Annotated in this window: 19 protein-coding genes; 16 read left to right on the forward strand and 3 right to left on the reverse strand. The window is 44.6% G+C overall.

The genetic code is table 11. The annotated features are described in order from the left end of the window. Nucleotides 1–3 precede the first annotated feature (3 nt). The 11 genes from AC30SF_RS06920 (at nucleotide 4) to aqpZ (ending at nucleotide 9,549) form a co-directional block, all read left to right on the forward strand. Entirely contained in the window at nucleotides 4–696 is a 693-nt protein-coding gene (locus tag AC30SF_RS06920; protein WP_489607986.1) for a 5'-methylthioadenosine/adenosylhomocysteine nucleosidase, read from the forward strand. A 151-nt stretch (nucleotides 697–847) separates the two neighbouring features. Further along, a complete protein-coding gene (locus tag AC30SF_RS06925; RefSeq protein ID WP_489607987.1) occupies nucleotides 848–1,543 on the forward strand; it encodes a DUF4198 domain-containing protein in 696 nt (231 codons plus the stop codon). 4 nt (nucleotides 1,544–1,547) lie between these two features. After that, complete coding sequence (locus tag AC30SF_RS06930) at nucleotides 1,548–2,051, forward strand: carboxypeptidase regulatory-like domain-containing protein (RefSeq protein ID WP_489607988.1); 504 nt, start codon at nucleotides 1,548–1,550, stop codon at nucleotides 2,049–2,051. 2 nt (nucleotides 2,052–2,053) lie between these two features. Further along, the gene (gene cbiM / locus AC30SF_RS06935) at nucleotides 2,054–2,704 is read left to right on the forward strand and encodes a cobalt transporter CbiM (protein ID WP_489607989.1); all 651 of its coding nucleotides are present in this window, start codon (nucleotides 2,054–2,056) and stop codon (nucleotides 2,702–2,704) included. Then, entirely contained in the window at nucleotides 2,701–3,366 is a 666-nt protein-coding gene (locus AC30SF_RS06940) for an energy-coupling factor transporter transmembrane component T family protein (protein WP_489607990.1), read from the forward strand. Before cbiM ends, AC30SF_RS06940 begins: the two co-directional genes overlap by 4 nt. Next, complete coding sequence (locus tag AC30SF_RS06945; protein ID WP_489607991.1) at nucleotides 3,363–3,986, forward strand: energy-coupling factor ABC transporter ATP-binding protein; 624 nt, start codon at nucleotides 3,363–3,365, stop codon at nucleotides 3,984–3,986. Before AC30SF_RS06940 ends, AC30SF_RS06945 begins: the two co-directional genes overlap by 4 nt. A gap of 78 nt (nucleotides 3,987–4,064) precedes the next feature. After that, nucleotides 4,065–4,871 (forward strand): hydrogenase nickel incorporation protein HypB, encoded by an 807-nt coding sequence (hypB, locus tag AC30SF_RS06950; RefSeq protein WP_489607992.1) that lies wholly within the window; start codon nucleotides 4,065–4,067, stop codon nucleotides 4,869–4,871. Between the two features lie 15 nt (nucleotides 4,872–4,886). Continuing rightward, entirely contained in the window at nucleotides 4,887–5,999 is a 1,113-nt protein-coding gene (gene hypD, locus AC30SF_RS06955) for a hydrogenase formation protein HypD (RefSeq protein WP_489607993.1), read from the forward strand. Next, on the forward strand, nucleotides 5,999–7,012 hold the full coding sequence (gene hypE / locus AC30SF_RS06960) for a hydrogenase expression/formation protein HypE (protein ID WP_489607994.1): 1,014 nt from the start codon (nucleotides 5,999–6,001) through the stop codon (nucleotides 7,010–7,012). Before hypD ends, hypE begins: the two co-directional genes overlap by 1 nt. A 466-nt stretch (nucleotides 7,013–7,478) precedes the next feature. Further along, a complete protein-coding gene (locus tag AC30SF_RS06965) occupies nucleotides 7,479–8,345 on the forward strand; it encodes a hypothetical protein (RefSeq protein WP_489607995.1) in 867 nt (288 codons plus the stop codon). 514 nt (nucleotides 8,346–8,859) lie between these two features. Beyond that, nucleotides 8,860–9,549, forward strand: a complete 690-nt coding sequence (gene aqpZ / locus AC30SF_RS06970) for an aquaporin Z (protein WP_489607996.1) — start codon at nucleotides 8,860–8,862, stop codon at nucleotides 9,547–9,549. Between the two features lie 742 nt (nucleotides 9,550–10,291). Here the strand turns inward: aqpZ and AC30SF_RS06975 are convergent. Further along, nucleotides 10,292–11,107, reverse strand: coding sequence for a shikimate 5-dehydrogenase (locus AC30SF_RS06975; protein WP_489607997.1), 816 nt, complete (start codon nucleotides 11,105–11,107; stop codon nucleotides 10,292–10,294). Between the two features lie 242 nt (nucleotides 11,108–11,349). Further along, entirely contained in the window at nucleotides 11,350–13,719 is a 2,370-nt protein-coding gene (locus AC30SF_RS06980; RefSeq protein WP_489607998.1) for a carbamoyltransferase HypF, read from the reverse strand. Between the two features lie 253 nt (nucleotides 13,720–13,972). Between AC30SF_RS06980 and queA the strand changes: the two genes are divergently transcribed. From queA to AC30SF_RS07000, 4 genes are all read left to right on the forward strand, one after another. After that, nucleotides 13,973–15,064, forward strand: coding sequence for a tRNA preQ1(34) S-adenosylmethionine ribosyltransferase-isomerase QueA (gene queA / locus AC30SF_RS06985; RefSeq protein ID WP_489607999.1), 1,092 nt, complete (start codon nucleotides 13,973–13,975; stop codon nucleotides 15,062–15,064). 353 nt (nucleotides 15,065–15,417) lie between these two features. After that, on the forward strand, nucleotides 15,418–16,569 hold the full coding sequence (tgt, locus tag AC30SF_RS06990; protein ID WP_083014874.1) for a tRNA guanosine(34) transglycosylase Tgt: 1,152 nt from the start codon (nucleotides 15,418–15,420) through the stop codon (nucleotides 16,567–16,569). A gap of 83 nt (nucleotides 16,570–16,652) precedes the next feature. Further along, nucleotides 16,653–17,171, forward strand: coding sequence for a hemerythrin domain-containing protein (locus AC30SF_RS06995; RefSeq protein ID WP_489608000.1), 519 nt, complete (start codon nucleotides 16,653–16,655; stop codon nucleotides 17,169–17,171). Nucleotides 17,172–17,190: 19 nt separating this feature from the next. Then, nucleotides 17,191–17,412 carry a sulfurtransferase TusA family protein gene (locus AC30SF_RS07000; RefSeq protein WP_489608001.1) on the forward strand — a complete coding sequence of 74 codons (222 nt, stop codon included), beginning with the start codon at nucleotides 17,191–17,193 and terminating at the stop codon, nucleotides 17,410–17,412. A 175-nt stretch (nucleotides 17,413–17,587) separates the two neighbouring features. Here the strand turns inward: AC30SF_RS07000 and trhP are convergent, their stop codons facing one another. Next, nucleotides 17,588–18,976, reverse strand: a complete 1,389-nt coding sequence (gene trhP, locus AC30SF_RS07005) for a prephenate-dependent tRNA uridine(34) hydroxylase TrhP (protein ID WP_489608002.1) — start codon at nucleotides 18,974–18,976, stop codon at nucleotides 17,588–17,590. A 227-nt stretch (nucleotides 18,977–19,203) separates the two neighbouring features. Here trhP and lrp point away from each other — a divergent pair, with 227 nt between their 5' ends. Next, entirely contained in the window at nucleotides 19,204–19,689 is a 486-nt protein-coding gene (gene lrp, locus AC30SF_RS07010) for a leucine-responsive transcriptional regulator Lrp (RefSeq protein ID WP_033002642.1), read from the forward strand. The last annotated feature ends 8 nt before the right edge of the window (nucleotides 19,690–19,697 follow it).

A 19,697-nucleotide genomic window follows, 5' to 3' on the forward strand; every position in this document is an offset into this window, starting at 1 on the left:
TTTATGAAAATCGGTATTGTTGGCGCAATGGCGCAAGAAGTAGAAATTTTAGTCAATTTAATGACAGATAAGATCGTGACAAAATTGGCCTCCGGCACGATTTATGAAGGCAACATTCAAGGAAAACATGTTGCCTTGTTGCAATCCGGTATCGGCAAAGTTGCGGCTGCCATGGGCACGACCGCGTTATTGCAATTAGCCAAACCTGATCTTGTGATTAATACCGGTTCTGCCGGTGGCGTGGCGGAAGGTTTGAACATAGGCGATGTGATCGTTTCTACTGAAACCCAATATCATGATGCGGATGTGACGGCTTTCGGTTATGCCAAAGGGCAATTACCGGCGTGTCCGGTCACGTTTGTGTCTGATACCAAACTTGTTGAGCTGGCAGAGCGCGTTGCTACGCAATTAGGGCAACACGTGAAACGTGGGTTAATTTGTTCCGGCGACAGCTTTATTCAAGGTGGTGAACGGTTGGCACAAATTAAGCAGGATTTCCCTAAGGTGATTGCCGTGGAAATGGAAGCCGCTGCGATTGCGCAAGTTTGTCACGCGTTTAATGTGCCTTTTGTGGTGGTTCGCGCGATTTCTGATGCGGGGGATGGCAAAGCAAATATGTCCTTTGAAGAATTCCTTCCGCTGGCAGCGAAACAATCTTCTGACATGATCGTTGCCATGTTGGCAGAATTGAATTAATCCCTTCTCTCCGCGTATGGTGTATCGTACGCGGACGACATTCTCTGACCTATCTCTCTCATTTTTCGTCTGTTTTTCTAAAAAACGCTTGATTCTAGAGTTACTCCATATTTTATCATGAGCCAAACTTAACGATAAAAGGAGACATCAAATGAAATTTCTAAAAACAAGCGTAATTTGTACCGCACTTTTCGCTGCATCCCTTGCTAACGCCCATAACGTTTGGTTGGAGCCTATTAAAGATGCCAATGCCGCCGGACAATATGTGGTGAAATTCGGCCATGAACAGACAGAAGCTTACCCTGAACAAAAATTGAAAGCGGTTAAATTGTTGGATAGTAAAGGCAATGTCACTAACGCAATCTACCAATTTAAAGAAGGTGAAGCTTATCTTAATGCGGAGAAAGCCTCACAAGTATTTATCCGTTTTGATAACGGTGTTTGGTCTAAATTACCAAGTGGTAAATATGTAGAAAAAACGAAACAACAAGAACCGACAGCCGAACTTTCTGTGAATCCGGTGAAATTCGGAAAAGCCGTTTTACACTGGGACGAACAAGCGATGAAAGCGCATGGTATGGAATATGAATTGGTGCCACAAGCGCAACCAAAAGCCGGAAAACCATTGCAAATTTTAGTGTTACATAAAGGCAAACCGGTGAAAGACATTAAAGTGGGATTGGGCGAAGATGCGCCGTTCAACTTAACCAACGACAAAGGTATTGCTGAATTTACACCACAAGCAGGTGACAACAAAGTTTGGGCTGAATTTGAGGAAAACGTCAAAGACAATCCGGATTACGATCGCCGCTCAGTGGAATATATGCTGACCTTTGATGCCGAGTAATCGAATGAAAAAAACGTTGCGTATTCTGACCGCACTTTTCCCCTTGTTATTGTCTGCCCCTCATGTGTTGGCGCACGCACTTTATGTGTTCGCCCAGTATGATGGGCAAACTGTCACGGGAAAATCCTATTATTCCGATATGACCCCTGCCGCGGAAACCTATGTGGAAGTTTTACGTCATGGGGAAAATCAGCCATTGATGACGGGGAAAACCGACAACCGTGGTTATTTTCATTTTCCGTTAGTGGTCGAACCGAAAGTCGCCTTGAAAGTGGTGGTCGAAGGGGAAGAAGGGCATCGTGCGGCAGTGGTGGCGGATCGCATCACTGCGACACCAAGTACGCCAACGCAAGCAAGCGATGAAAGCCTGTTACTGTTACGGGGGGATATTGCGCAGTTACGCGACAAAATTTACCTGCACGATATTTTAGGCGGTATTGGTTACATCGTAGGCATTGCGGGCATTGCCGCTTGGTTAAGCGCCCGTAAATTAAGAAAAGGGCGTTAATCATGCATTTGTCGGAAGGCGTATTGCATACGCCGGTGTTATTAGCGGGCGTTGCTTTGGCGGGAGTCGGTGTTGCTGTCGGATTACGTCGTTTAGAGAGTGATCGTTTGCCTCTAACGGCGTTGTTTGCGGCGGCATTTTTTGTTGCAGGTACCATTCATGTTCCCGTGGGCATCGGCAGCGCTCACTTGATTTTAAATGGCATGGCAGGTGTATTTCTTGGCTGGGCAGTCTTCCCGGCTTTTCTTATTGCCTTATTGTTACAAGTGCTGTTCTTCTCTTTTGGCGGCTTTGCCGTATTGGGCGTAAACTTGTGTGTCATGGCATTGCCGGCAGTCGCGGTGCATTATGTGTTGCGTGGTTATTTAAAGCCGGATATGGGAGCTATGGCAAAACTGATTACCGGCTTGGGCGCAGGCATTATTGGTGTCGGTGGCGCCGGCGCATTAGCCTCTCTCGTTTTAGCGTTAGATGGCGGTAAACATTATCAGGATTTAATCGCCTTATTGCTGTTGTCACATTTACCGGTATTCATGTTAGACAGTATGATCAGCTACGGTGTGATTTCTCTCCTCAGCAAAATGTACCCGAGTGCATTACAATCTATTGGCATGTCACTGAACGTTGACGATACCAAACGGTGCGCACAATGAGCCCCGTTTCTCAGCGTTTTTTTCCACCGCACTTTTTTGCTCCTCACTTGCGCCTGATTTACCTATTCCTTTGGGGCTTGGTGATCAGCGCCTTGTCGAAGCACTCCCTGTTGCTATGGTTAAACGGAATCACCTTAATCTTATTGGTGGTCTTGATTTATCGTAGTCGATATCCTTATTTTCCTTATCTAAAACGCTGGCTGGTATTCAACATTTTTACTTTATTGCTTTGGGCAACCTTAAGTTGGCGTATCGGCACAGACGGCATTGAACTGAATCCCGAGGGTATGGAAACGGCGCTGTTAATTAGCTTACGCATGAACCTCTTGCTGTTTTCTTTATGGTTATTGCTATGGGAAATGAACGATGCGGTATTGGTACAAGCCATCGGGAAATTGCCCTTGCCGCCCAAATTAATTTGGCTTTTTGTCCTCACGGTGCGTTATATTGCTTTGTTAGGCGAATTACAACAGAAAATGGATTTGGCGATGCGTGCGCGAGGGTATCGCACCGGATTGAATCGCCGAACGTTATATGTCACCGCACAACGGGTTGCGCTGTTACTGGTACATGCTTTACTCAAAGCCGAGACAGCGCAAATCGCGCTCAAATGCCGTGGCTTTCGCTTTGGTGAAAAGACAAATTTAAGTGAGGAAAAATGACGGTTTTACAAGTCAACGGATTGCAAATTAAACGAGGTGAACGGCAGATTATCGACAATCTGTCTTTTCAAATTGAAGCAGAACAACGTTTTTTCGTACAGGGCGAAATCGGCACAGGAAAAACCACCTTGTTGCTTGCTTTGTTAGGCTTTGTGCCTGTTGCTCGCGGTGAGATTCATCTATTCGGGCAGTTGTGTCGGGAAGAAAAAGATTTTGCGCCTTTTCGTGGCACCGTGGGGCTTTGTTTTCAGCATGCCGATGATCAACTGTTTGGCCCAACTGTATTAGACGATGTTGCCTTCGGGCCGTTAAATCAAGGCTTGTCTCACCAACAGGCGTATGCGGTGGCTTTGCAGCAACTGGAACGCTTAGGGATTGCCCATTTGCAGGATCGCACTGTGCATACGCTCTCCGGTGGGGAAAAAAATTTCACAGCGTTGGCGGGCGTGTTGGCGATGCAACCGAAAATGTTATTGTTAGACGAGCCGACTAACGGATTGGATCGCAAAAATACCGAAAAACTGACCGCACTTTTGCGTGAACTGTCGCTACCTATGTTGGTAGCGTCTCATCATCAAGGATTTTCGGCTGAATTGGCTGACGATGTTCTGACTTTATGATCTCAATCAACCCGAAAAATCAAAGGTTGTGCTACCCTAGCGGGGTTTTTTGTAACCAGATCGTTAAGGGGCAATATTATGTGTACAACTTGTGGTTGTGGGCATCCTGAACAAGTCAGAATCGGTGAGGTAGCACACTCTCATCATGACCATGACGGCACACAAAGTGCGGTCAAAAATCCGAACTTTTCTCATTTCAAATTTCACTCGGTAGAATCGGCTTCTGAAGCCAATGAAACACAAAAACGCCTGTTGAAAGTGGAACAGGATGTGTTAGGTAAAAATAATCAAATCGCGGTGTACAACCGCTTTCTTTTCCAGCAACAACATATTCTTGCACTGAATTTGGTGTCCAGCCCGGGTTCCGGCAAAACCACCTTGCTCACCACTACGTTAAACGCGCTGAAAAATGACCGCACTTGTTATGTCATTGAAGGGGATCAACAAACGGAAAATGACGCCGATCGTATTCGAGCCACCGGTGTCTCTGCTATTCAAGTCAATACCGGTAAAGGGTGCCATTTAGATGCACAAATGATCAACGACGCCTTGTTCAAACTTGAGCCGAAACAAGACAGCCTACTGTTTATTGAAAACGTGGGTAATCTGGTTTGTCCGTCTGAATTTGATTTGGGTGAAAAAGCCAAAGTGGTGATTTTGTCCGTCACTGAAGGTGAAGACAAACCGCTGAAATACCCGCACATGTTTGCGGCGTCTAAGTTAATGATTTTAAATAAAGTCGATTTATTGCCATACCTTAATTTTGATGTGGAAAAATGTATTGCTTACGCCAAACAAGTAAACCCGCAAATTGAAGTGATTCAACTTTCTGCGACTACCGGCGAAGGCTTACATGCTTGGTTGGATTGGTTACAGGCACAATAAGGATGTAGAAACAAAATGCAGTTTATTGATGAGTTTCGTGATCCGAAATTAGCCAAAAGTTTAGTCAATCGCCTGAATGAATTAATGGCGAAATTGCCGCAATATACGGTGGAAAATCCGCTCTATTTAATGGAAGTTTGCGGTGGGCATACGCATACCATTTTTAAATTCGGTTTAGATCGTTTGTTGCCGAAGAGCATTGAATTTATCCATGGTCCCGGTTGCCCTGTATGTGTCTTGCCGATGGGACGCATTGATGTGTGTATTGAAATTGCGCAAAAGCCTGGCGTGATTTTCTGCACCTTTGGTGATGCCATGCGCGTGAAAGGGCGTCGAGGCTCCTTGTTGGAAGCCAAAGCAAAAGGTGCCGACGTGCGAATCGTGTATTCACCGTTAGATGCGATGAATATCGCAGTGAACAATCCTGACAAAAAAGTGGTGTTCTTTTCTCTTGGTTTTGAAACCACCATGCCGAGCGCTGCAGTGACTTTGCAACAGGCGAATAAGTTAAATATTCAAAATTTCTGGGTGGTGTGCCAAAACATCACTATCATTCCAACCTTGCACAGTCTGCTTTCACAAGATTATGTGAAAATTGACGGGTTTATTGCGCCCGGCCATGTGAGCATGGTGATTGGCACGTCGCCTTATCAATCCATCGTAGATAAATACCACAAACCTTTCGTCATCACAGGTTTTGAGCCGTTAGATATTTTGCAAGCCATCGTGATGTTGGTGCAGCAATTTGTGGACGGGCGTTGTGAAATTGAAAATCAATATAAACGTATCGTGCATTCTGAAGGGAATTTATTAGCGCAACAAGCCATGCGTGAAGTGTTCCAACTGAAAAAATCCAGCGAATGGCGTGGCTTAGGTGAAATTGAAGAGTCGGGTGTAGAACTGACCGACGCTTATAAACGCTTTGATGCAGAAGTGTATTTCCACAGCCAGCCACAACAAGTGGCGGATGACCCGAATTCTCGTTGTGGCGACGTGCTCACCGGCAAATGTAAACCTTCAGATTGCCCGTTATTTGGCACGCAATGTAACCCGGACAATGCCTATGGCGCTTTAATGGTGTCCTCGGAAGGGGCGTGTGCCGCCTATTATCAATATCGGAGAGAATAATGACAGATTTCATCACCATGGCACACGGCAACGGTGGCGGTGCCATGCAAAAACTTATTCAGGACTATTTCGTTGAAGCCTTTGACAATCCCATTCTTGCGCAAGGGGAAGACCAAGCACGTTTGCCCTTAGCAGCGCTCATGGCACAAGGAGAACAACTTTCTTTTAGTACCGACAGTTTCGTTATCGATCCGATTTTCTTTCCCGGTGGCAATATCGGCAAACTTGCTGTGTGTGGCACATTAAACGATGTTGCGGTGTGTGGTGCCGTGCCGAAATATCTCTCTTGCGGTTTTATTTTAGAAGAAGGCTTGCCTTTAGCCGAACTCAAAGACATCATTCAAGCTATGGCAAAAGCCTGCCACGCTGCCGGTGTGCAAGTGGTGACGGGCGACACCAAAGTGGTGCAAAAAGGCGCGGTGGATAAAATTTTCATCAACACCAGCGGCATTGGCGTTATTCCGCAAGGCATCGATTGGGGTATGCACCGTATTGACGCGGGCGACAAGATTATCGTCAGCGGCACTATCGGCGAACATGGCGCGACTATTCTCAATTTGCGTGAAAGCCTGGGAATTCAAACGGATCTCAAAAGCGACTGCGCGGTTCTTGCGCCACTCATCGATTTATTGCGCCCGATTGAGGGCGTAAAAGCGGTACGTGATGCTACTCGTGGCGGCGTAAATGCGGTGTTACACGAATTTGCTACCGCCCAACAATTAGGCATGCAAATCAACGAAGACGATTTACCCATCCGTTCTGAAGTGCGTGGCATTTGTGAATTGCTCGGCTTAGAAGCCTTAAATTTTGCTAACGAAGGCAAATTGGTGATTATTGCTTCCCCCGAAAAAACACCTGAAATTCTGACCGCACTTCATTCCCATGAATTAGGCAAAAATGCCACCGTGATTGGCGAAGTGACCGCGGATAAAAAAGTCAGATTATTAGGCAGTTTCGGGCAGTCACGGTTGTTGGATTTACCGATGAATGAGCCGTTGCCGAGGATTTGTTAGGTTGTTCTACTTTCTTGCTTGTGCAAGAAAGTAGCAAAGAACACACCCCGGATAAATTGCTATTCCTCCCTTTATTGCCATTTTCTTCACGGAAAATTTCGAACTCGCCACTACGTGGCTCAAACAAAGCGAAATTTTCCTAAAAATGCCAAGTCGTTCGGGCAATTTATACGGGGACCGTTTTATTTGAGCGTTATTGGATAAAAGTGCGGTGGGATTTTGGATTGTTTTTTGCGGTAAAAAACGTTTGGGATTTCAACTGTCTTTTTATATTATACCCCTTGGGGTCGACTTTATGTTTGTCCTTATTTATATCTTTAAGTATCGGATAGAGATAAAGCCTATCCCTATAAAAGTTTTCTATGATGGTTAAAACATCCATGTTTGGACCTAGGAAATAATCAGTGTAAAAGTTGTCATCTCAGGTGATGTAGTAATTGAAAATTTATAGTTCAGGAGATTAATAATGTTGAAATACAAGCAATTAAGATATTTGATTTTTTCTACAGCTATTATGTTAGTTAATGGTTGTGGAGTTTATGGAGCTAAGCAATTTGATCCTAATGTCGCAGCTAATGATTTATCTAAGCCATTAACTGAGCAATTTACTGATTATTTCTACGGTGTTCAATTAGATGATTTCTTATCAAGAGGTAGTGGTCCGAAAAATCATTATAGATATTATCCAGATGATGGAGATTCGTATCATGGAGTAGAAGTATTTACAACGGCTAAAATAAATTTAATAAACCTTGAATTATGGAATAAGATTTCTCAACAGCGTTGCAATAAGTATGGCGGTAATTTGGTTTCTAAAAAACATACTGCTTATTTTAATGTTATGTGTCTTAAGAATGATCTTCCACTTTTCTATATTAGTATTAATGATACTTATAATTCAGAAATTTATATTGGTAATAGTAATGGAGCACAAGGAATTTCTGCTGTTGTAGCTGAGGCGACTGATTATAACAATCAATCATGGTTATCTAAGGCGAAAAAAGAGGGATGGCAACCTGGTTATGAAAATAAGATTAAGTCTGATAATCTGCAATATGCTAATAAGCAGAAACTAATAAAAAAAGAAATCGACAAAGCGTATGCTGATACTAGTGTTAGTCCAATAGGCACTATGATTTGTAAGAATGGGGATGCATCAGGAAGTCAGATTTTAAGTATTGGTTATATAGAGGATAAAAGTGCTAATAAGTTAAAAATTTCATTAGTCAAAAAAATATATGTATCCTTGAATATGCCGGATCCATCATTTAGCCCAATTACTATTTGGGACCATGTAAAAAATTGGTATGTTTGTGATTATGATATCAATTAATTCCTTATTATAAAAAAACAAGCATTAGAAAAATTTCTCTAAAAATAAGCATCAGTGTTAACACTGTAGTTATTATAGCAAGACTTGGAGTTTCAGCTTATTTTTAGACTTTTATTTTTGTAAGGACAGACTTTATGTCTGTCCTTATTTATATCATCAGATTATCGGACAGGCATAAAGCCTGTCCCTACGAAAATCCCATGATAGCGCACGCTTCCCAGCGTGTGCTGTAACTTTATGATGGTTCAAGCGTCCACGCTTGGACCCAAAGAAGCACCAGCGTGGACGCTGGCGCTATCAAAGAGGCTATCAAAAAATTTAGCGCACAACGTAAAACGTACTTGCTGAAATTAAACAGATAATTGCTACGTTTTCAGGAACGTATCTACAATAGGTTTACATAACATTTACAATAATTTTCAGAACTAAACGCTCTCTTTTTTGACTAAAGGCCATTGCATTCGCAATATGTAAAGTTATCAAAGGACAACAACATTTTATATTGAGGTCTATTATGTCAAAAAAACTTTTTGCTGAATTTTTCGGTACATTTTGGTTAGTTTTTGGTGGTTGCGGTAGCGCAATCTTTGCTGCTTCAGTCAACCTTGGTATTGGTTATGTCGGTGTTGCCCTTGCATTCGGCCTAACGGTATTAACCATGGCTTATGCGGTAGGTCATATTTCCGGAGGACATTTTAATCCGGCAGTAACACTTGGTTTAGTGGCTGGAGGGCGTTTTTCTGCTAAAGATGCGCTGCCATACATCGTTTCTCAAGTGATTGGTGGATTGGCAGCAGGCGCAGCGCTTTACTGCATTGCCTCCGGCAAAATGGGCTTTGATGTGACAGCCGGTTTCGCATCAAACGGCTATGGTGAACATTCTCCTGAAGGTTATTCTTTAGCTGCCGTATTTTTAGCTGAAGTCTTATTAACTGCCTTCTTCTTACTTATCATCATGGGTGCGACACATAAAAATGCCCCAGCAGGTTTTGCACCAATCGCGATTGGTTTGGCTTTAACCTTAATTCATTTAATTAGCATCCCTGTTTCAAATACGTCCGTGAACCCGGCGCGTAGTACCGGAGTGGCATTATTCCAAGGCACTTGGGCTGTAGATCAATTATGGCTTTTCTGGGTAGCTCCGATCATCGGTGGTGTTTTGGGTGGTGTTATTTACCGCACTTTATTAGCCAAAAATAACTAAGATTTTACGCCGTATAAAAAAGCATCGTTAAGATGCTTTTTTATAAATTAAAATTCTTATCTTCGATAGCTCAGACTTCCCAATAGCTCGCCCCCTCTAATAGCGCACACTTCCAACCGTGTGCTGTAACTTTATGATGGTTCAAGCGTCCACGCTTGGACCTAAAGAAACACCAGCGTGGACGCTGGCGCTATCAAAGGGTGTTTTTTTAATGTGAAAAACGTTTGGGATTTCAACCGCACTTCTAGATTTTTGTTTGGTAGGGACAGACTTTATGTCTGTCCTTATTTATATCATCAGATTATCGGACAGGCATAAAGCCTGTCCCTACGAAAGCCCATGATAGCGCATGCTTCCCGGCGTATGCTGTAACTTCATGATGGTTCAAGCGTCCACGCTTGGACCCAAAGAAGCACCAGCGTGGATGCTGGCACTATCAAAGGGTGTTTTTTTAATGTAAAAAACGTTTGGGATTTCAACCGCACTTCTAGATTTTTGTTTGGTAGGGACAGACTTTATATCTGTCCTTATTTATATCATCAGATTATCGGACAGGCATAAAGCCTGTCCCTACGAAAGCCCATGATAGTGCACGCGTCCCCTCGTGTGCTGTAACTTCATGATGGTTCAAGCGTCCACGCTTGGACCAAAGAAGCACCAGCGTGGATGCTGGCACTATCAACGGCGACGCGCGCTATGGATAAAGTCTAAATGATAAAACACGTTCAAAATCCACTGCACTCTACGCATTTTTCCTCGCATAGTCTGCCGCTTCGGCGATGAGAGCTTCGCTTGGTCTCTTGCCGGTGTAGAGTTCGAATTGTTCGACGGCTTGTAACACAATCACTTCGGCGCCGGAGATGGTTTGTTTTCCGAGGGCTTGGGCGGTTTTGATTAATGGCGTGTCGGCAGGTTGGGCAACCACATCAAATGCGGTTGAGGCTTGACGGATCATGGCTTCGGGGAAAGCAAGATCGAATGCCTCTTTGCCACCTTTCATGCCGATTGGCGTGACGTTAATGAGAATCTCGGCAGTTTGATTGTCGAGGGAAGCGATATAATCGTAGCCATAAAGTGCGGCTAAATAGCTGCCTGTTTTTTCGTTACGGGCGAAGACGTTGAGTTTTTCAAAGCCTGAATGCTTAAACGCCGCCACGACCGCTTTTGCCATGCCGCCGCTGCCATGCACGATCACGCGGTCATGTTTATTCAATTGGTATTTCTCGATAAGTTTAACAATGGCAATGTAGTCGGTGTTGTAGGCGCGTAAAACACCGTTGTCATTGACGATGGTGTTGACCGATTCAATGGCTTGTGCGGAGGGTGAGATCTCGTCTAAAAACGGCATACAACTTTCTTTGAACGGCATAGACACTGCGCTGCCTCGAATACCTAAAGCGCGAATACCTTTGACGGCGTGTTCGATATCATCGGTGGTGAAGGCTTTGTAAATGAAATTCAAACCGAGTTTTTGATAAAGATAATTATGAAATGTGGTACCGAAGTTGCCGGGACGACCGGAGAGGGACATACAGAGTTGGGTATCTTTGTTAAGCATAAGAAGTATTCCTTTTATAGATAAAGAAATGATGTCACGAGTATAGCAGATGCCTGCTAAAACGTTTGGAAAACCGACCGCACTTTTACGAATTATGCACAAATAAGACGATTAGGCCCCATCTGAGCCGCCTGAGCGATTTGCAATTTTTAGGAAATTTTCGCTTGTTTGAGTGTAGCCCCTATAGATGGCGCGCGTCTCCTGACGCGTGCCTTTTACTGGCTTACTTCGGCGCGCGTCAGTTATGCGGTTTCTATCTCATTGAATTGAAAACTTGCAATAACTGCTTGCCCCAAACTCAATCCCCCATCGCCCATCGGAAACTGATGCGCACTCAATACCTTAAATTCAGCTAGCTGTTCTTTTATCAATCGCCGTAATAATTGGTTATGCCATACGCCACCGGAAAGCACGATTGTTTTGCACTGGTGGCGTTGAGCCTGTTGGCGAGCCAACTGAGCGAAGCCTTCTGCCAACGTATAGTGAAAAATAAAGGCTTTGTCGGCGTTGGACGAATCGAGCGCGATCCAAGCTTGCCAGAAATAGGCAAGATCCAATTTATTTTCAGTGTTAAGTGGCATTAAGGTTGGAAGCTCAATTTTATCGAAGGGCAAACTGGCGAGCACGGATTGAGAGGCAAGCATTTCTAATTGGCAAGCGGCTTCGCCTTCCCAGCTCAGTTGTGGCGGTGTGATGCCCAAGCCAAATGCTACAGCGTCAAATAAGCGTCCAGCGGAGGAAATCCGTGGGCTATTGAGATTGCGCTCAATGGCCTTAGCGAGCAGTTGCCAGTCGTAGTCGTGGCACGTTTGGGCGGCGATTTCTTGCCAATTTGGCACGAATTGATGCAAATGCGCTAACCAGTTGCGCCAAGGTTGTTTGGCGGCAAGATCGCCCCCCGGCAACGCTACCGCAGGTAGCCCCCCTAAATAATGGCAGTGTTTTTCATCGACCAACAAACATTCTCCACCCCAAAGTTGTCCGTTTTCACCCATGCCGATACCGTCTAACGCAAGCCCGATAACCTGTTCATGGCAATGATGTTCTGCCATCACGCTGACAATATGGGCGTGATGGTGGAGCACTTCTACATAAGGGATTTGGTGTTGCGCTGCCAAGCGTTTTCCTACTTCATGGGTGAAATAACCGGCGTGAGCATCAATGGCGATAAGTTCCGGTTTGAATTGGTAGATTTGGCAGAAGAGGGCGATGTTCGCTTCTAATTGCGACCGCACTTTTTCATTCGAGGTGTCGCCGATGTGTTGGCTGACGATGGCTTTATTTTGGCGCAACAAGCAGAACGTATTTTTTAAATCAGACCCCAGTGCCAACACATTGCGCGGGCTGTGCTGATCTAACAGGGTTTCGTCCGGCACATAGCCCCTTGCGCGACGTAGGGTTTCCACACCATCAAACGCAGCGCGCACTAAGGAATCGTCAGCGCGTTGCAAAATGTCGCGATTGTGGCAGAGAAAATAATCTGCCAAATCACTTAAATATTTATTCATAAGCTCACTTGTTCGCTTATTCACCCCTTCGGGGCCGTTGGCATGGCCAACGTTCAAAAAACGTTGTTTTTTGTCAACTGCACTTGGATTATCCAATACCGGCGGTTGTCCGCTTGGGTTGGCAGAGGTCATCACTAATGGGCGATTCACTTCTCTCAATAATAAATGCTGTAACGGGTTGCTTGGCAACATCACGCCGATTTCATTGAGTTGTGGCGCAATCTGTTCCGCTAATGCGGGCACTTTGTGTTTTGCCAATAGCACAATGGGCGCAGCCGTGCTGGTGAGTAATCTGATTTCTGTTTCCGTGAGATCGTTTAAAAAAGACACATCCGGTACCATCACCGCCAAGGGTTTACTTGGGCGGTGTTTGCGGTCGCGCAGTAATTGCACCGCATCAGTCTGGGTTGCATCACAGGCAAGATGAAAACCGCCGATGCCTTTTACTGCAACGATCTTGCCTTGCCGCAAAAAAAGTGCGGTGGTTTTTATTGGTGTTTTTTCATCGATAAGCGCGCCTTCTTGATTGCTTAACCAAACATGAGGGCCGCACACGGCGCAAGCGTTAGGTTGCGCATGAAAACGACGGTCGGCAGGATTTTTATATTCTTCAGCGCAATCAGGGCAGAGAGGAAAATCAGCCATGGACGTGTTTTTACGATCGTAGGGAATGGCTTTAATAATCGTAAAACGCGGACCGCAGTGGGTGCAGTTCGTGAAAGGGTAGTGATAGCGTCGATTGATCGGGTCAAATAACTCCTTCAAACAGGCGGGGCAAGTGGCGGCATCAGGCACGATTTGGGTATCCATGGCGTTGTTTTCGCTTTCACGGATTTCAAAGCCTTCAAAGTGCGGTGGATTTTCCCACGGTTTTTCATACTTCTGAATGTCGGTAATCAGCGCAAGCGGAGGCAGTTGGGTTTGCAGATCATGCAGGAATTGTTGCAGGTGTTGCTCAGTTGGTTCAAACAGGCGGATGAGTACGCCTTGCCCGTCGTTGTTGACATCGCCGCGTAATCCGTATTGATTCGCCAATAACCAGACGAAGGGACGAAATCCCACGCCTTGCACTTTGCCTTTTATTCGTAATTCAATGCCCTGCATATGCTTCCTGTTGCTATTACATCATCGCCACATGATGAAATGTGGCTATTTTAAGTGGCGCTATTTTAGCGTGCTTATTGCTTTATGATGAGGGGCATTTCTAAAAAATGCCAAAACGATGATCTTCATCAAGAATCTTATGTCGTGATGCGATGGTAGTGAGAGGCTTGGCAGGTTTGCGCCAGTTTCCCCTTGAGATTCTCCCCAATTCGCACTAGACTACCGCCCTATTTTTCAAACCAAATGTTCAATTATGCGTGTTGCCGATTTTTATTTTGATTTACCTGATGAGTTGATTGCCCGTTATCCTAAAACAGAGCGAACTGCCAGCCGTTTATTACAGTTGAATGGCGAAAACGGGGACATTTTCCACCGCTCTTTTGCCGATGTGTTGGAATTGATTCATCCGGGCGATTTGATGATCTTCAATAATACCCGTGTTATTCCTGCGCGGATGTTCGGGCGTAAAATCAGTGGCGGAAAAATTGAAGTCTTGGTGGAACGCGTATTAAGCGAATCCCGTTTTCTTGCCCATGTTCGCGCCTCTAAAGCACCAAAAGAAGGGGCTGAACTGATTTTAGGGGAAGATAAATTAGGCGAAGGCAACGGTGTAAAAGCCTTGATGGTTGGTCGCCAAGGCAGTTTATTTGAAATTGAAATTGCCGAAAAACAGACCGCACTTTTTGACGTTTTACAACAAATCGGGCATATGCCTTTGCCACCTTATATTGATCGTCCTGACGAAGAAGCGGATCAAGAGCGTTATCAAACTGTCTATAACAAAGTGCCGGGGGCGGTTGCCGCACCGACAGCCGGTTTGCATTTTGATGATGAACTTTTGGCAAAACTGAAAGAAAAAGGCGTCAATTTCGCTTTTGTGACCTTGCATGTGGGCGCGGGAACGTTCCAACCGGTGCGTGTTGAAAACATTGAAGATCATGTCATGCACGCGGAATACGTGGAAGTGCCGCAAGAGGTTTGTGATGCTATTTTAGCCACTAAAAAAGCCGGCAAACGCGTGATTGCTGTGGGAACAACTTCCGTGCGTTCCATTGAAAGTGCGGCATTAGCGGCAGAAGAAAAACAAGCTGCGGCGTTAATTGAACCGTATTTTTCCGATACGTCTATTTTCATTTATCCGGGCAAAAAATTCCGCGTGGTAGATTGTTTAATTACGAATTTCCATTTGCCGGAAAGCACGTTGATTATGTTGGTTTCTGCGTTCGCCGGATTTCGCCATACGATGAATGCGTATAAAAGTGCGGTGGAAAATCACTATCGTTTTTTTAGTTATGGCGATGCGATGTTTATCAGCAAAAATCCGAATGTGAAGGGAATGGAATAGAAATTGACTTATTTTAAGTCAACGCCTACAATAAAAAAACAAGGAATGGCGGGAACCATTCCTTGAATCGGTGAATCTGCTTAGCCAGTGCTACCTCTTAATAGCAGGCAAAGCAGAATAACGATGATTAATTTCACAGTAAATTTAATCATAGTTTTTATCCTTAATTAGATGTTGTAAAACATTAAGGATCTGCTTAAACAGCCCGTCAGGTGCGACTGGCGGACTGATTTTTCACAGATCCGCCTCTGCTCAAAGAGCATTGTGGAAAGTATATCATGAAGCCTGTATATTTAAACAGGCTTTTTTATTGACTAAAAACCTTCGAACTGTTTATTCGTTGAGGAAATAAAATGAAATATGAATTAGATAAAACCAGTGGCAACGCCCGTCGTGGTCGCTTGGTATTTGAACGCCCACAAGGCACCTTTACCGTTGAAACCCCGGCGTTTATGCCGGTGGGCACTTATGGCACGGTAAAAGGCATGACACCGGAAGAAGTACGCGCCACCGGCGCAGAAATTCTCCTCGGTAATACCTTCCATTTATGGCTTCGCCCGGGGCAAGAAGTGATGCGTAAACACGGTGATTTGCACGATTTTATGCAATGGCATCGTCCGATCCTTACCGATTCCGGTGGCTTCCAAGTGTTCAGTTTGGGCAAATTACGCAAAATTACTGAAGAAGGCGTGAAATTCCAAAACCCAATCAATGGCGAACGCATTTTCTTATCACCGGAAAAGTCCATGGAAATCCAATATGATTTGGGCTCTGACATTGTGATGATTTTCGATGAATGCACACCCTACCCTGCAACTTTCGACTACGCCAAAAAATCCATGGAAATGTCTTTACGTTGGGCACAACGCAGCCGCAACCGTTTTGATGAATTAGGCAACAAAAACGCCCTATTCGGTATTATCCAAGGCGGCACCTTTGAAGAATTACGCAAAGTGTCTTTGGAAGGTTTGGTGAACATCGGCTTCGACGGCTACGCCGTGGGCGGTTTGGCCGTGGGCGAACCGAAAGAAGATATGCACCGCATTTTGGAATACATTTGCCCGCAAATCCCTGCTGACAAACCACGCTATTTAATGGGCGTGGGCAAACCTGAAGACTTAGTGGAAGGCGTACGTCGCGGCATCGATATGTTCGACTGTGTCATGCCAACCCGTAATGCACGCAACGGTCATTTATTCGTCACCGACGGCATTGTGAAAATCCGCAACGCCAAATACAAAGACGATACCAGCCCGTTAGATCCACACTGTGATTGCTACACCTGTAAGCATTACACCAAAGCCTATTTGTATCATTTGGATAAATGCGGCGAAATCCTCGGCGCGCGCTTAAACACCATACACAACTTGCGTTATTACCAACGTTTAATGGCGGAAATCCGCCAAGCCATTGAAGAAGATCGCTTCGACGATTTCGTGGTGGAATTTTATGCGAGAATCGGCAAGCCTGTTCCGCCGTTACAACTTGCAGAAACAGAAAAATAATCCGCTAAAAATCATCCGTAAAAAGTGCGGTGAAAAATTGACGTATTTTTTCCACCGCACTTTTATCTCTCACAGGAGACCCTATGCAAATCCTTGAACCTCAAAAATTCGCCAGTTGGAATGAACCCATTGAAATGTTGTATGCCTGCCATGGCAAAGTGAAACGCTTTTGTCGGCAATTAACGATTTTGCCTGATTATTTGGCCAAAAACGGTTGTAATCAGGCGGTGAAAAATGACGTTCAGCAAATTCTCAATTATTTCAATCAGTCAGCCCCGTTGCACCATGACGACGAGGAAAAAGATTTTTTCCCGCTCTTGGTGAAACATGTGCCGGAAGCGCAAAATGACATTGATGAATTAGAAAGACAGCACATCACGCTACATGACAACTGGACGAAATTATCTGAACAGCTGCAAGCCTTGTTAAAGGATGAGCGCGAGAATATCGATGTGGCATTGATCAATCATTTTGTGTCAGGTTACGACAAACATATCGCGTTGGAAGAACCGTTATTTGAGCTGGGTAAACAACATTTGTCGGAATCGGAATTACGCGAAATCGGCGACATCATGAGTGCTCGTCGTCGCGTACAAGCTTAAGCCATCGTTGATTTAAACTATGGAATATCAACTTGATACGCGTGAGTATCGTTGTCCTCTGCCGTTATTAATGACGAAAAATGCCGTCAACACATTAGCTACAAATGATGTATTGACGGTGTGGCTTGCTGCGGAAAGTGACATCGAAGATTTTCGTTTATTTTGTGAAGCACAGCAGTTGTTTATTGATGTTGTAGATCAGGCGCAACGCATATTGAAAATTAAGAAGAAATGTGAATAACTGATTAAAAGGCCGCGAAAGTGCGGCCATTTTTTTACTTAATTTTAAACAAGGGAAAGAAAAAAGCCCTTTCAAAGGGGGGAAGTAAGGGCTTAATAAGTTTGGAGTCATTTTGTTAGGACTTATTTATACTACAACATACAATTAACAAAATCAACAAATAATTAACAAAATATTAACTTTTCTTTTCGTGCGGGTTGCGCGTGTTGGTATCAACCAAATTTCGCATGAGCAACGCATAGTCCAAATGAATGTCTTGCGGCACATCTAAAAAGACAAAGTGCCCATCGCCCAAGGCGGCATCGACCTCGGCATTTTTACGGTTGAGCATTTTGTCGATTTTAAAAATAATATTGCCTTGTGGTGTCATCATTTCCACTTCGTCGCCAAGCAAGAATTTATTCTTCACTGCCACTTCCGCCATGCCCTGCTCATTACGTTTACCGGTGAATTCGCCGACAAATTGTTGACGGTCAGAAATGGAATAGCCGTAGTCGTAATTTTGGTATTCATCGTGGGTGTGGCGACGTAGGAAACCTTCGGTATAACCACGGTGGGCAAGGGATTCTAAGGTATCCATCAAGCTTTCATCAAAGGGTTTGCCGGCAGCCGCATCATCAATGGCTTTGCGATATACCTGAGCGGTACGGGCGCAGTAATAGAAGGATTTGGTACGACCTTCGATTTTTAAGGAATGTACCCCAAGTGCGGTGAGTTTTTCCACATGTTGCACGGCGCGTAAATCTTTCGAGTTCATGAAGTAAGTGCCGTGTTCATCTTCAAAGGCAGTCATTTGCTCATCAGGATTTTGCGCTTCGGTGTAAAGGAACACTTTATCAGTGACGGCGCCTTCGCCCAAGGTTGGGGCGACATTTTTCACCTCAATCTGTTGGCTCAGGTCGAATTTCGGCACGATATTCCCCACGTCATCCACTTTGCCTTCTTCCATTTTGTATTCCCAGCGGCAGGCGTTCGTGCAGGTGCCTTGGTTTGGATCGCGTTTGTTGATATAGCCGGAAAGGAGGCAGCGGCCGGAATACGCCATGCAAAGTGCGCCGTGTACGAAAATTTCCAGTTCAATATCCGGCACTTGTTGGCGGATTTCGGCGATTTCATCAAGAGACAGTTCGCGAGATAAAATGACGCGGGTTAACCCCATTTGCTTCCAGAATTTCACGGTCGCCCAGTTCACCGCATTGGCTTGCACGGAAAGGTGAATATCAATCTCAGGGAAGTGTTCACGTACCAGCATAATCAAGCCGGGATCGGACATGATCAGCGCATCCGGCCCCATGTCGATTACCGGTTGTAAGTCTTTAATAAAGGTTTTGAGCTTGGAATTGTGCGGCGCAATGTTCACCACAACATAGAACTTTTTGCCGAGCGCATGGGCTTCATCGATGCCGATTTTTAAATTAGCGTGATTAAATTCATTATTGCGTACGCGTAAACTGTAACGCGGTTGACCGGCATACACGGCGTCTGCGCCATAAGCAAAGGCATAACGCATATTTTTTAAGGAGCCGGCAGGAGAAAGTAATTCAGGTTTAAATGGGGTTGTCATAAACGTCTCTTCTTATCTGATTTCAAGTCAGGAATTTGCACAAGGCAAATCGTAAAAACGGGTATTGTAGGCAGATTTTGAGGTTTGTAAAGCATAAGTGCAGTGGAAAAATTTACCGTTTATACGCAACAACCCCATGTTTTTTAAATGACGCGATTTTCTTACTGAAATTTCCTGCCGGCTACGCTAAAATCATCCTCCTTCTCGTTAATCGCAATCAGTCAGCCATGGAAAAAAAACTCACAAAAGCATTCGATGCCATCGATATCAAAATCCTAAATGAATTACAGCGCAATGGAAAAATCTCTAATATTGATTTGTCCAAAAAGGTTGGATTATCACCAACACCTTGCTTAGAGCGTGTAAAACGTTTAGAAAAACAAGGTGTCATTATGGGTTACCGTGCGCTGCTGAATCCGGAATTATTGGATTCGCCTTTACTGGTGATCGTTGAAATTACCTTAGTTCGCGGCAAGCCGGATGTGTTTGAAGAGTTTAATTTAGCCGTTCAACAACTGGAAGAAATTCAAGAATGCCACTTAGTTTCCGGAGATTTTGATTATTTGTTAAAAACGCGCGTGGCAGATATGGCGGCTTACCGCAAATTGCTGGGAACAACGTTGCTGCGCTTGCCGGGCGTGAACGATACCCGTACTTATGTAGTCATGGAAGAAGTCAAACAGACGAATTTTTTACAATTAAAACAAAAATAAAACCCTCA

It is taken from the genome of Aggregatibacter valvarum (assembly GCF_980468985.1).